9 protein-coding genes are annotated in these 13,217 nt (G+C 71.3%); 4 read left to right on the top strand and 5 right to left on the bottom strand.

All coding sequences use genetic code 11. The features are described from left to right. The first annotated feature begins 85 nt into the window (after window positions 1–85). Genes ABTY62_RS38910 through rfbH form a run of 3 tightly spaced genes read left to right on the top strand, consistent with a single transcriptional unit; the run spans window position 86 to window position 3,341 of the window. On the top strand, window positions 86–1,027 hold the full coding sequence (locus ABTY62_RS38910) for a putative sugar O-methyltransferase (protein ID WP_352134091.1): 942 nt from the start codon (window positions 86–88) through the stop codon (window positions 1,025–1,027). After that, complete coding sequence (locus tag ABTY62_RS38905) at window positions 1,024–2,040, top strand: NAD-dependent epimerase/dehydratase family protein (RefSeq protein ID WP_352134090.1); 1,017 nt, start codon at window positions 1,024–1,026, stop codon at window positions 2,038–2,040. The genes ABTY62_RS38910 and ABTY62_RS38905 overlap by 4 nt, the downstream gene beginning before the upstream one ends. Beyond that, complete coding sequence (gene rfbH, locus ABTY62_RS38900) at window positions 2,037–3,341, top strand: lipopolysaccharide biosynthesis protein RfbH (protein WP_352134089.1); 1,305 nt, start codon at window positions 2,037–2,039, stop codon at window positions 3,339–3,341. Before ABTY62_RS38905 ends, rfbH begins: the two co-directional genes overlap by 4 nt. Window positions 3,342–3,404: 63 nt before the next feature. Here the strand turns inward: rfbH and rfbB are convergent, their stop codons facing one another. Both rfbB and rfbA read right to left on the bottom strand, forming a co-directional pair. Beyond that, entirely contained in the window at window positions 3,405–4,397 is a 993-nt protein-coding gene (rfbB, locus tag ABTY62_RS38895; RefSeq protein ID WP_352134088.1) for a dTDP-glucose 4,6-dehydratase, read from the bottom strand. Further along, a complete protein-coding gene (gene rfbA / locus ABTY62_RS38890; protein ID WP_352134087.1) occupies window positions 4,394–5,302 on the bottom strand; it encodes a glucose-1-phosphate thymidylyltransferase RfbA in 909 nt (302 codons plus the stop codon). Before rfbA ends, rfbB begins: the two co-directional genes overlap by 4 nt. Before the next feature lie 183 nt (window positions 5,303–5,485). Between rfbA and ABTY62_RS38885 the strand changes: the two genes are divergently transcribed. Next, complete coding sequence (locus ABTY62_RS38885) at window positions 5,486–6,757, top strand: activator-dependent family glycosyltransferase (protein ID WP_352134086.1); 1,272 nt, start codon at window positions 5,486–5,488, stop codon at window positions 6,755–6,757. 72 nt (window positions 6,758–6,829) lie between these two features. On the opposite strand, the gene ABTY62_RS38880 is transcribed toward ABTY62_RS38885, so the two are convergent. From ABTY62_RS38880 to ABTY62_RS38870, 3 genes are all read right to left on the bottom strand, one after another. Continuing rightward, window positions 6,830–11,806: a type I polyketide synthase gene (locus ABTY62_RS38880; RefSeq protein ID WP_352134085.1), complete on the bottom strand. Its 4,977-nt coding sequence runs from the start codon at window positions 11,804–11,806 to the stop codon at window positions 6,830–6,832. A gap of 1 nt (window position 11,807) precedes the next feature. Then, on the bottom strand, window positions 11,808–12,689 hold the full coding sequence (locus ABTY62_RS38875) for an alpha/beta fold hydrolase (RefSeq protein ID WP_311725223.1): 882 nt from the start codon (window positions 12,687–12,689) through the stop codon (window positions 11,808–11,810). A 192-nt stretch (window positions 12,690–12,881) separates the two neighbouring features. Beyond that, window positions 12,882–13,196, bottom strand: a complete 315-nt coding sequence (locus ABTY62_RS38870) for an acyl carrier protein (RefSeq protein WP_352134084.1) — start codon at window positions 13,194–13,196, stop codon at window positions 12,882–12,884. Window positions 13,197–13,217 lie beyond the last annotated feature (21 nt).

Below are 13,217 nucleotides of genomic sequence, written 5' to 3'. Positions count from 1 at the left end.
CCGGAAGTGTTAGCCCGCCATTAGACACGGGAGACAGACTTCGTACCGCGTGATGTGACCATCGCCGATGGAGTAGGAGGGCGGGATGGCGAAGGGTTTTCAGGCCAGCCGACAGTGGGAGCGCATCAACGAGCTCTGGGTCACTGAGGACGCGGCCGCCGACTTGACCGGATTCAAGTCGGACCGACGGAATTTCAATATCGCTCTTTGGGACCCGACGGCCAACGGGGTCAGGTATCTGAGGGCCCTCGTCTATGAGCTGGCCACGCGGCTGAGTGACGACGAATGGTCGAAAATCGAGAATGTCCACAACCGTGACGTGGGAGATCCGGTCACGGTTCGCTACGAGGGCAGGAGCATCTGTCTGGACTATCTCCAGGCTGCGCTCGAACTCGGATTCATCGAGAGGGAACTGGCCCTGGACGGCGCCCGCGTGCTGGAGATCGGCGCGGGATACGGCCGTACCTGCCACGCGATGCTGTCCAACTACGACCTCGACTCCTACACCATCGTCGATCTGAAGAACACCCTCTCCCTGAGCAGGGCGTATCTTCGCGAGGTCCTGGACGACAAGCAGTTCGCCAAGATGAAGTTCATCCAGGTCGAGGACGAGGACATCGACGCCGCTCTGGGGTCGGACCGCTTCGAGCTGTGCGTCAATGTGCACTCCTTCACGGAGATGACCCCCGACACCGTCCAGGCCTATCTGCGTCTGATCGACGACAGGTGCGAGGCGTTCTTCGTCAAGAACCCGGTCGGGAAGTTCCGGGACAAGGCAATGGACGGCCATCAGAAGGGCGAGGAGGCCGTGCGGCTGGCCATGGAGACCGGGCCGCTGCGGCAGGTGCTCGACATCCACGACAGCGAGGCCGTGGACGCGGCCGTGCCCGCCTTCATCGAGGCCTACCGGCCCGGTGCGGGATGGGCGTGTACCGCCGACGCGCGGGGCGTTCCCTGGAGCTACTTCCGGCAGGCAATCTTCAGGAAGACAAGCAGCAGGAAAACAAGCAGCAGAAAAGCGGCATGACGACGCCGGTCCTGGTCCTGGGCGGCTCCGGGTATCTGGGACGGCACATCTGCTCGGCGTTCGGCGCCGCGGGCGCGCGGGTGGTGCGGGTCTCCCGCAGCGGCGTGGACGGCGACGGCGTGAACGGCGGCGGCGTGGACGGCGACGGCTGCCGCTCGGTGCGTCTCGACCTGACCGAGGCCGAGCCCGCCGAGCTGGCCAGGCTCTGCGCCGACACCCGGGCGCGGGTCCTGGTGAACGCCTCGGGCGCGGTGTGGGGCGGTGGCGAACGGCGGATGGCCGAGGCCAACACCGAGCTGGTCGGCCGGCTGGCCGGGGCCGTCGCCGGGCTGCCCGACCGGCCGCGCCTGATCCATCTGGGCAGCGCCTACGAATACGGCCCGGCGGACCCGGGCACGTCGATCGGCGAGGACTGGCCGACCGCCCCGACCACCGTGTACGGCCGCACCAAGCTGCGCGGGTCGCAGGCCGTGCTGCGGGCCGCCCACGAGCTGGGGGTGGACGGGGTCGTGCTGCGGGTCGGCGTGGCCTGCGGCCCGGGCGCCCCGGGCAACAGCCTCGCCGGGGTGGTGGCCGCGCACCTGGCTGCCGGGCGCGACGAGTTGCGGCTCGCGCCCCTGCACGACCACCGCGACCTGGTGGACGTCCGGGACGTGGCCGACGCGGTGGTCGCGGCGGCCCTGGCACCGTCCCACGCGGTGGCCGGCCGTGTCGTGAACATCGGCAGCGGCCGGGCGGTGCCGGTGCGTGCGCTGGTCGACCTGATGATCTCCCTCAGCGGGCTGCCGGTGCGCGTCGTCGAGGACCCGGCCCTGCACCGGACGCGTTCGGACGCGGCCTGGCAACGACTGGACATCGGCCGGGCGCGCCGCCTGCTGGGCTGGTCGCCGCGGCGAGCCCTGCGGGAGTCGGTGCGCGATCTGCTCGTGGCCGCCGGCGTGCCGCCGCCCGCGACGGTGCGGGCGGCGACGGCCTGCGGACCCCCGAACAGCCATGGGAAGGACAGCAGATGAGCGAACGGGTCGCGCGCATCCTCGATGAGGTGCGCAAGTATCACCAGGACAGCCAGGAGGGGCGGGGCTTCATCCCCGGGGTCACCGAGATCTGGCCCTCGGGCGCGGTGCTGGACGAGGACGACCGGGTCGCGCTGGTGGAGGCCGCGCTGGAGATGCGGATCGCCGCGGGGAAGGCCTCACGGAAGTTCGAGTCGGCCTTCGCGCGCCGGATGAAGCGGCGCAAGGCGCATCTGACGAACTCCGGGTCGTCCGCGAATCTCCTGGCGCTCTCGGCGCTGACCTCCCATCTGCTGGGCGACCGCCGGCTGCGCCCGGGCGACGAGGTCATCACGGTGGCGGCGTCCTTCCCGACCACCGTCAACCCGATCCTCCAGAACGGCATGGTCCCGGTCTATGTGGACGTCGAGCTGGGGACGTACAACGCCACGGCCGAGCGGGTGGCGGAGGCGATCGGCCCGCGCACCCGGGCGATCATGATGGCGCACACGCTGGGCAACCCCTTCGAGGCCACCGAGATGGCGCGGCTCGCGCAGGACCACGATCTGGTCCTGATCGAGGACACCTGCGACGCCGTGGGGTCCACCTACGACGGGCGACCGGCGGGGACGTTCGGCGATCTGACGACCGTCAGCTTCTATCCCGCGCACCATCTGACCACGGGCGAGGGCGGTTGCGTGCTGACCTCGAACCTGGTGCTGGCGCGGATCGTGGAGTCGCTCCGGGACTGGGGCCGGGACTGCTGGTGCGAGCCGGGCGAGAGCGACACCTGCCGCAAGCGGTTCGGCTACCAGATGGGCACGCTGCCGGCCGGCTACGACCACAAGTACATCTTCTCCCACATCGGCTACAATCTGAAGTCGACCGATCTCCAGGCGGCGCTGGGGCTGACCCAGCTCGACAAGCTCGACGCGTTCTGCTCGGCCCGGCGGCGCAACTGGCGGCGGCTGCGCGAGGGTCTTGACGGGCTGCCGTGGCTGATCCTGCCGGAGGCGACGCCGCGCAGCGATCCGAGCTGGTTCGGGTTCGTCCTGACTGTCGACCCGCGGGCCCCGTTCAGCCGCGCCCGGCTCGTCGACTTCCTGGAGTCCCGCAAGATCGGCACCCGCCGGCTGTTCGCGGGGAATCTGACGCGCCATCCCGCGCACGCCGAGGCGCCGCACCGGGTGTGCGGCGAGCTGGCCAACAGCGACATCATCACCGACCACACGTTCTGGGTCGGGGTCTATCCGGGGCTGACCGACGAGATGATCGACTATGTCGTGTCCTCCGTCGCCGAGTTCGTCGGAGACCACCGCTGAGCGTCGCCACCGCACACCGATGACCGCGCGGGGTCCGCGCGGTCATCGGTGTGTCGGTCGAGGTCAGCGGTGTGCGGGCTGGGCGGAGCGCTTGAGCGGCTCCCACCACGTGCGGTGGTGCCGGTACCAGGCGACCGTCTCGGCCAGCCCGGCCACGAAGTCGTGGCGGGGGCGGTAGCCGAGCTCGTTCCTGGCCTTGTCGTCGTCGACCGCGTAGCGCCGGTCGTGCCCCTTGCGGTCCGCGACATGGCGTACGCGGCTCCAGTCGGCGCCGCAGGCGTCCAGCAGGCGGCCGGTCAGCTCCCGGTTGGTCAGCGCGGTGCCACCGCCGATGTTGTAGATCTCGCCGGGCCGCCCGTTCGTACGCACCAGTTCCACCCCGCCGCAGTGGTCTTCCACATGCAGCCAGTCGCGCACGTTCAGCCCGTCGCCGTACAGCGGCACGTCCTCGCCGTCGAGCAGATGGGTGATGAACAGCGGGATGATCTTCTCGGGGAACTGATGGGGGCCGTAGTTGTTGCTGCACCGGGTGATGCGCACATCAAGGCCGTGGGTGCGGTGGTAGGCGAGGGCGATCAGGTCGGAGGCGGCCTTGGACGCGGCGTAGGGCGAGTTGGGGTCCAGGAGCGCGGTCTCGGGGCTGGTGCCGGTCTCGACCGAGCCGTAGACCTCGTCGGTGGACACATGGACGAAGCGCTCCACCCGGTGGCGCAGGGCGGCCTGAAGCAGCGTGTGGGTGCCCTCGACGTTGGTGCGTACGAACGGGTCGGCGCCGTCGATGGAGCGGTCCACATGCGACTCGGCGGCGAAGTGGACCACCTGGCCGGCCCGTGCCATCAGCGTGTCGACCAGATCGGCGTCGCAGATGTCGCCGTGGACGAACGTCAGCCGGGGATCGGCGAGTTCGAGGTTGCTCAGCGTCCCGGCGTAGGTGAGCTTGTCCAGCACGGTGACGCTGGACACGTCGGGTATCGGCTCCGCGCCGCGCCGGGCGAGGAGACCGCGCACATAGGTGGAGCCGATGAACCCCGCGGCCCCGGTGACGAGGAGGTTCACAGCTCCTCCAGGAAACGCGCGGGCGGCAGCCCCTGCCGGTAGGCGAGCGCACGGTCCATGACGTACTGGCCGTAGGGCGATGTGCTCATCCTGGAGCCGAGCGCGTGGCACTCGTCGGCTCCGATGAATCCCATGTACATGGCGATCTCCTCGACGCAGCCGAGCCGTGTGCCCTGACGGTGCTGAAGGTCGCGTACGAAGCGCCCGGCGTCCAGGAGGGTCTCGTGCGAGCCGGTGTCCAGCCAGGTGACGCCCCTGCCGAGCCACACCAGGTCGGCCAGGCCGTCCTCCAGGTAGGCGCGCAGGACGTCCGTGATCTCCAGCTCGCCCCGGGCCGAGGGCACCAGTCGCTTGGCGACGTCGACGACGCCGCCGTCGAAGAAGTACAGGCCGGGGATGGCCAGGTTCGACCGGGGCCGCTCCGGCTTCTCCTCGATGGACACCAGCCGGCCCCGGTCGTCGACCTCGGCGACGCCGAAGTGGCGGGGGTCGGCGACCTCGTGCCCGAACATCACACACCCGCGCAGCCGCTCCGCGCTGCGGCGGAGCAGCGTGGGCAGTTTCGCGCCGTGGAAGAGGTTGTCGCCCAGAATCAGCGCGCAGTCCTCACCGCGAATGTGGTCCGCGCCGACCCGGAAGGCGTCGGCGATCCCCCGCGGTTTCTCCTGGGAGGCATAGCTGATGCTCAGTCCCAGATGCTCACCGTCTCCGAGGAGTTCCTGGAACAGCGGCATTTCGGTGGGGCGGGTGATGACGAGGATCTCCCGGATGTCCGCGAACATGAGAACGGACAGCGGATAGTAGATCATGGGCTTGTCGTAAACGGGAACCAGCTGCTTCGACCCCACCAATGTAAGAGGGTGCAGCCGTGTCCCGTTTCCTCCCGCGAGAACAATACCCTTCATCATGGAATCCTGACGACGCCGACATATCACCACCTCATTGTGGTTCCGTCATATCCTCACCCACCTGCCTAAAGTTCGGCTAACACCGGACCGTAAGATCCGCCTAAGGGGCGGCGATAGCATATTGGGATCAGGCGAGCGAGATCGGTTGCCCACGGCGACTGGTGAGGAGACACGGTAGCCATGCGCGTCCTGTTCGTCACATTCCCCTGGAAAACCCACCTCTATCTCACCGTGCCCATGGCCTGGGCGCTGCGCACCGCCGGGCATGACGTCCATGTCGCCAGCAGTCCCGAATTCACCGACGTCATCACCGGAACAGGGCTGACGGCGGTCGCCGCGGGATCGGGTCCGTCCCTCCAGGAAAAAGGGGACTTGATTATCCAGCGGGCAGCCCGGAGCGGCATGGTGCTGCCCAAGGTCGACTACGCCCGCGAGGAGCAGCTCACCTGGGAGAACCTGAAGGCGTTCCACACCGTCTTCGCCATGATCATGGAGGCTGCGAACGACTCGATGGTCGATGACCTGGTGGCGTACTGCCGCTGGTGGAAGCCCGATCTGGTGGTCTGGGAATCGATGAGCTACGCCGGCGCGGTCGCCGCCGCCGCGGCGGGAGTGCCCCATGCGCGGATGCACCTCGCCATCGACGTGGGAACGCCGTTGCGTCAGCGCTTTCTGACCGTGCGGGCACAGCAGCCGCCGGGGGACCGCGAGGACCCGGTGGAGGAATGGATGAGCAAGTGGGCGTCGAAATACGGCTTTGACGCCTCGGAAGAGCTGCTGACCGGCCAGTTCACGATCGATCAGATGCCGGACTCGATAAGGTCGGAAAGCGATGTGCGAAACGTCTCCGTTCGCTACGTCCCGCACAACGGCCCCTCCGTCATACCGAACTGGATTCACGAGAAGCCGCCGGCGCCGCGCGTCCTTGCCACCTTCGGGGTGAGCATGTGGAGCGTGGCCGGGAGCCAGCCCGTTCCCGTCGGCCAGATCCAGGAGATGCTGGACTCGGTGGCCGACCTGGACATCGAGCTGATGCTCACGCTTTCCGAAAGTATTCAGCGGAAACTCAAGCGGATACCCGAGAACACGAGAATCGTCAATTTCGTGCCCCTGCACGCCGTGATCTCCTCATGTTCCGCTGTGATGCACCACGGTGGGGTCCCGGCGTTCTGCGGCGCACTGGCGCACGGAGTCCCGCAGCTCATGGTCAGCCTCACCGCTCAGGACGCCCAGATACGAGGCCAGCGCCTTGAGGAGGCCCGGGCCGGGCTGTGGATTCCGCCCCAGGACATGACCGGGCCGAGGATCCGGGAGGACCTGGTCCGGCTGCTGGAGGACCCGTCGTTCCGGTCCGGGGCCGAGCGGCTCCGTCAGGAGATGGCGGCTCAGCCGTCCCCCAATGACGTGGTCCCCGAGCTGGAGAAGCTGGCGGCCGAGTACGGCTCCCGCTGAGGCCCTGGGCCCAAAGCCTCGGGAGGGGTTCGTCAGTCCGCTGACGAACCCCTCCCTTCTTCCGCGCCCCGCTCAGGACTTCCCGAACTCCTGGGTGATCAGGTCGAAGATCTCTTCCGCCGTCGCCGTCTCCAGGTCGTCGTGGGACCCGGCGGCGCGGCCCGGGTCGGCCCACTTGTCGGCCAGCAGCCGCAGCCGTGCGGCGACCCGGGAGCGGGCGGCCTCGTCCACGGCATCCGGTGCGTGGGCGACGTCCCAGCCGTCGAGTTCCGACATGACCCGCTGTTCGCCCGAGGCCCCGTCGGTGACGAGCAGGCCGTGCAGATGGCGGGCGAGTTCGTCGGCCGACGGGTAGTCGAACAGCACGGTCGTGGGCAGGTGCAGCGCGGTGCTGGCGTTGAGCCGGTCGCGCAGCTGGACGGCGTTGAGCGAATCAAAGCCCAGCTCCTGGAAGGGCTTGGCGGGCGGGACGTCGTCCGCGGCGGCGTGGCCGAGGACACCGGCGGCATGGGCCTGTACATGCCGCACCAGGATGTGGTGCTGCTCGGCCGGCGCGCTGCCGGCGAGCTTCCGCTTGAGCTGGTCCGTCTCCTCGGCCGCCGGCCGCGGTTCCTCCGTGCGCGCCTCGGCGGCCTCGGGGAGATCGCCCAGCAGCGGGCTGGGGCGCAGCGCGGTGAAACTCTCCAGGAAGCGCCGCCAGTCGACGGCGGCGACCACGGCACTGGTCTCCCTGCCTCCGGCCACCTGCTCCAGGGCGGCGACGGCCAGCCGGGGGTCGAGGGGATGGAGGCCGCGACGGCGGAAGTAGTCGACGTCGTCGGACGCGGTGGCCATGCCCACCTCGCCCCAGAGCCCCCAGGCCACCGAGGTGGCGGGCAGGCCGAGTCCGCGGCGGTGGTCGGCGAGCGCGTCCAGGTAGGCGTTGGCGGCGGCGTAGCCGCTCTGCCCCCCGCTGCCCCAGGCCGCGGAGACCGAGGAGAACAGGATGAACGCGGAGAGGTCCAGGCCTTGGGTCAGTTCGTGGAGGTGCCGGGCCGCGAGCGCCTTCGGTTCGAGCAGCCGGTTCAGGTGTCCGGTGTCCGCGTCGGCGACGGCGTCGTGCTCGCTGACGCCCGCGGCGTGGATGACGGTGGACAGCGGGTGCTCGGCGGGGATCGCGTCCAGGACGGCGCGCAGGGCTTCGCGGTCGGCCGCGTCGCATGCGGCCAGAGTCACCGTGGCGCCCAGGCCGCCGAGTTCGGCGGCGAGTTCCCCGGCGCCGGGCGCGTCGGGGCCGCGGCGGCTGATGAGGACCAGGTGGGCGGCCCCGTGTCCGGTCGCCCAGCGGGCCAGCAGTGCGCCGATGCCACCGGTGCCGCCGGTGATCAGTACGGTGCCCCGGGGCCGCCAGTCCCGGCCGGGCCCGGCGTGCCCGGTGGTGCTGTGGACGAGGCGGCGCGCCAGCACCCCGGTGGTGCGGATCGCCGCCTGGTCCTCGGGGGGCTGGGCGCCCGTCGGCGCGCCGGCCAGCACGGCCGCCAGCCGGGCCGGGGTCCGCTGGTCGGGGTCGACCGGCAGGTCCACCAGGCCACCCCAGCGCTGGGAGTGTTCGAGCGCGGCGACCCGGCCCAGGCCCCAGCTCTGCGCCTGGAGGGGATGGGGCAGTGGGTCGTCCTGCCCGGTGGACACCGCCCCCTGGGTGAGGCACCACAGCGGCGCGGTGATGTCCGCGTCGCCGAGCGCCTGGAGGGCGGTGAGGGTGGCGGCGAGCCCGGCGGGCACGGCCGGATGACCGGGGTGGGGGGCTTCGTCGAGGGCCAGCAGACTGAGTACGCCCGCGGGGGCGGTCGACGGCGTGACTTCGGAGCGCAGGGCGGTGAGGCGTTCGGCGAGCGCCTGACGGCTGTTGGCGGTGTCGACGGGGCAGGTGGTGGCGTCGGCGCCGTGTTCGGTCAGGGCCTGGAGCGCCGTCCGTACGGCCGGGTGGTTCTCGTGGCCGGCGGGGACGAGCAGCAGCCAGGTGCCGCTCAGCGCCGGCGCGTCGGGCTCGGGCAGCCGCGTCCACCGGATCCGGTGGAGCCACGACGCCAGGGTGGCGCGCTCGCGGTGGCGGCGGCGCCAGGCGGACAGCACGGGCAGGGCCGGCCGCAGCGCCTCGATGTCCTCGGCATCGCCTTCGGGCTCCAGCACCTGCGCGAGGGTCTCGACGTCGTGGTCCTCGATGGCTTCCCACAGCTCGGCCTCGGCCGGGTCCTGCGCGCCGTCGCCACCCGTCGGGCGGGCCGGGGCCAGCCAGTAGCGGTCGCGCTGGAAGGAGTAGGTGGGCAGGTCGACGGTGGGCGGCGGGGCCGGGTGGGTGAACCAGGGGCTCCAGTCGACGGGGGTGTGGGTGTGGAGCCGGGCCAGGGCTTGGGATAGGGCCTGGGTGTCGGGCTGGGTGCGGGTGAGCGTCGGGATCAGCGGCGGTGCGGTGGCCAAGGGGGCGTCCCGCAGGGCGTCGAGGGTGTCCTGGGCGGGAGGGATGAGGACAGGGTCGGGGCCGATTTCGAGGTAGACGGCGGTCCGCGGGGCGGTGTGGGCGACGGCGGGGTGGAAGTGGACGGGTTGGCGGATGTGGCGCACCCAGTAGTCGGGGGTGGCGATGTCCTCGCCGGCCGGCTGCCCGGTCAGATTGCTGATCAGGGGGATGAGCGGTGGGTGGAAGGCCAGGTCGGCGATGGCGTCGCGGAAGCCGTCGAGGGCCGGCTCCATGAGGGAGGAGTGGAAGGCGTGGCTGACGGTGAGCGCCTTGGCCTTCCGGCCGCGATTCTTCCAGGCCGCGCCGACCTCGGCCACCAGCTGTGCGGGCCCCGAGATGACCGTGCTGGTGGGGGCGTTGAGGGCGGCGATGCCGACCTGGCCGTCGTAGCCGGCGAGGGCTTCGGCGGCCTCCTCGGCGGTGGCTTCCAGGGCGGTCATCGCGCCGCCGGGCGGCAGGGCGCCGAGCGCGGTGGCGCGGGCGGCGACCAGGCGGCAGGCGTCCTCCAGGGAGAACACTCCGGCCACGTGTGCGGCGGCGATCTCGCCGATGGAGTGTCCGATCACGGCGTCGGGCCGCACACCGCAGTCGTGCAGCAGCCGTGCCAGCGCCACCTGCACCGCGAACAACCCGGTCTGCGTATAGGTGGTGTGGTGGAGGAGGCCGGCGGTTTCCTCGTCGGTGGCGGTGGCGAGGACGATGTCGCGCAGCGGGTGATCCAGGTGCGGATCGAGCAGCGCGCACGCCTCGTCGAAGGCGGCGGCGAACACCGGGAAACGCTCGTACAGTCCGGCGCCCATGCCCGGCCGCTGGCTTCCCTGCCCGGAGAAGAGGAACACCTGCCACCCGGGGGCGGGCGCCGCGGCGGTGGTCCGTATCAGGGCCGGATGGTCCTCCCCGGCCGCCAGCGCGGCCAGGCCCGCCCGCAGGGTGTCGGCGTCCCGGCCCGTGATCACCGCCCGGTCGGCGAGCGTCGCGCGCGTGGTGGCCAGCGACCAGCCGACCGCCTCCGGCTCGCCGCCGACGACGGCCGTCGCGTCGAGCAGCCGCCGGGCCTGGCCGCGCAGCGCCTTCGCGCCGCGTGCGGACACCACCCACGGCGTGACCCGGCCCTCGGGCCGTTCGGCGGGCTCGCCTGGCTCGCCGGGCTCGGCGGGGGGAGGTTCGGGCGCCTCCTCCAGGATCAGGTGCGCGTTGGTCCCCGAGAATCCGAAGGAGGACACGCCGGCCCTCCGGGGCCGCGCGTCGCGCGGCCACGCGACGGCCTCCCGGAGGAGGCTCAGCGCGCCGTTGCCCCAGTCCACGTGAGGGTTGGGCGCACCGATGTGCAGGGAGCGCGGCAGCAGTTCGTGGCGCAGCGCCATGACCATCTTGATCACGCCCGCGGCACCGGCGGCCATCTGGGTGTGGCCGATGTTGGACTTGATCGACCCCAGCCGCAGCGGCCGCCCCTCCGGCCGGTTGTGTCCATAGGTGGCCAGCAGCGCCTGGGCCTCGATGGGGTCGCCGAGGCTGGTGCCCGTCCCGTGCGCCTCGACCGCGTCCACATCCGCCGCCGCGAGGCGGGCGCTGGCCAGCGCCTGCTGGATGACGCGCTGCTGCGACGGGCCGTTCGGCGCCGTCAGACCGTTGCTGGCGCCGTCCTCGTTGACGGCGGTGCCGCGGACGACCGCCAGCACCCGGTGCCCGTTGCGGCGGGCGTCCGACAGGCGCTCCAGCAGGACGACCCCGGCCCCCTCCGCGAGGGTCATGCCGTCGGCGTCCGCGGAGAAGGGCTTCGAGCGCCCGTCCGGCGCCACGGCGCGCATCTCGCTGAAGCCGACCAGCGGTGCCGGTGAGGACATCACGCACACCCCGCCGGCCAGCGCCAGCGTCACCTCCCCCTGCCGGAGCGCCTGGCACGCCAGGTGGATCGCGACCAGGGACGAGGAGCACGCGGTGTCCAGCGTGACCGCGGCGCCTTCCAGGCCGAGGGTGTACGCGACCCGCCCGGCCACCACGCTCGGCGAGTTGCCGGTCGTCAGATGGGCCGCCGAGCCCTCGGGCACCTGGAGGGAGTTGAGGAAGTAGTCGAGGCCGTCGCAGCCGAGGTAGGTGCCGGTGGCGCTGCCGTGCAAGGTGTGTGGATCGATGCGGGCGTGCTCGATCGCCTCCCAGGCCACCTCGAGCGCCAGCCGCTGCTGCGGGGCCATCGTGACCGCCTCGCGCGGACCGATCCCGAAGAATCCGGCGTCGAACTGGTCGGCGCCGTAGAGAAATCCGCCCCCGCGCACATAGCTGGTGCCCGAGTGGTCGGGGTCGGGATCGTAGAGCGCTTCGAGATCCCAGCCGCGGTCGGTGGGCAGGCCCCCGATGCCCTCGCGGCCGGCCGCGACCAGGTCCCACAGGTCGTCGGGGGAGCTCACCCCGCCGGGGAACCGGCAGCCGATGCCGATGATCGCGACGGGCTCGTGCTGGGCGTACTCGACGTCCTTGAGCCGGCGCTGGGCCTCGCGCAGGTCGGCCGTCACGCGCTTGAGGTAGCCGAGGAGCTTCGTCTCGTCATTCGCCATGTCAGGGCCTTTCCGATGCCGGCTTGTCCACGGTGGCCGCCAGGTCGAGCAGGTCGCCGGCCACCCGCGCGGGGTGATCCGCGTGCACGTTGTGGTCGGCGCCCACGTACCAGCGGGGGTCGGCCTGCGGGAGGGCCGCCTCGACCTCCGCCACCCACTTCCGCGCCAGGTCGCTCAGCATGGGGACCTGCACGGGCAGGGTGCTGCACAGCATCACGGGCACCGTGATGGCGGGGTACCAGCGGGCGGGCGGGTCCTCCCACATGCTCTCCAGGATCGACAGCAGCTTCTCCAGCGGCAGCCGCGGGACGAGCAGCCCGTCCGGCCCTTCGGCCAGGTCGGCGAGGGTCGCCTCGACGGCGGCCGCCGACCAGGTCGGGTGGAGGCCGCGCAGGGTTTCCCGCAGGGTCTGGGCGGTCATCCCGGAAACCTGGGAGTGTGCCCGCCCGACCATTTCCACGACCTTCTCCCGGGCGGGGCCGCCCTGAGAGGTGTCCACCATGCTGATCCAGCCGCCGTCCACCAGCGCGAGACCGGCGGCCACCTCCGGGTGTTCGGCCACGAGCCGCACCGCGAGGTTCCCGCCCCAGGAGTGACCGGCGAGCAGCGCCCCGGTCAGCCGCAGCTCGCGGCAGACGGCGACCAGATCGGCCGTGGCGGTCGCGTTGTCGTATCCGTGCTCCGGCAGGTCGGAGTCACCATGCCCGCGCATGTCGAGCGCGTAGACGGGATGGCCGGCGGCCACCAGCCGGTCGGCCACGTCGTCCCACATCCGGGCGTTGGACCTCAGCCCGTGGAGCAGCAGGAACGGCCGACCGTCGCCGCCCGGCCGGTGCCGCACCCGCAACGTCACTCCGTGGTCCACGGCAACGGACAGCTTCATGGCGGAAATCCCATGCCTCCTGGAGAAAGGACAAGACGGGTGCCGGGGGTGTCCGGCGGCCACGCGGCGGAGCCGCATATCGACGCTGTTCCCCTCCCCGCCCGTTCCCGCAGTGTCGATGTGCGGCTCCGGGCCGGGAAGGGGCGGGGAGGGGCAAGGCCCGCCGCAGGCGTCAAGATCTACCGGACAGGCCTAGGCCGCGTCCGCTTCGTAGGTCTCCGACAGGAACTTGCCGAGCAGGGTGGGCGTGGGGTGCTCGACGATCGCGACGAGGGGGGCTTCGAGCCCGGTGTCGTTCATCAGGGCCTTGGACAGCTGGAGGGCCCGCAGCGAGGTCAGGCCGTTCTCCACGAAGTTGCTCTCCTCGTCGAGTTCCGGAGCTTCGAGGATCTCGGCGGCGTGGCGGAGCACCAGCCCGCGCAGGAGCTGCTCGCGCTCCTCCGGCGTCGCGGTCGTGAGCCGCTCGGCCAGTCGGCTGTCGCCGGTCGGCTCTTCGATGGGTTCCATGGCTGTACCTCTCTCGATGTG

The sequence above is a fragment of the Streptomyces sp. NPDC097640 genome (assembly GCF_040302705.1).
GTDB lineage: Bacteria > Actinomycetota > Actinomycetes > Streptomycetales > Streptomycetaceae > Streptomyces.
This window is presented reverse-complemented; position numbering and strand designations above follow the sequence as displayed.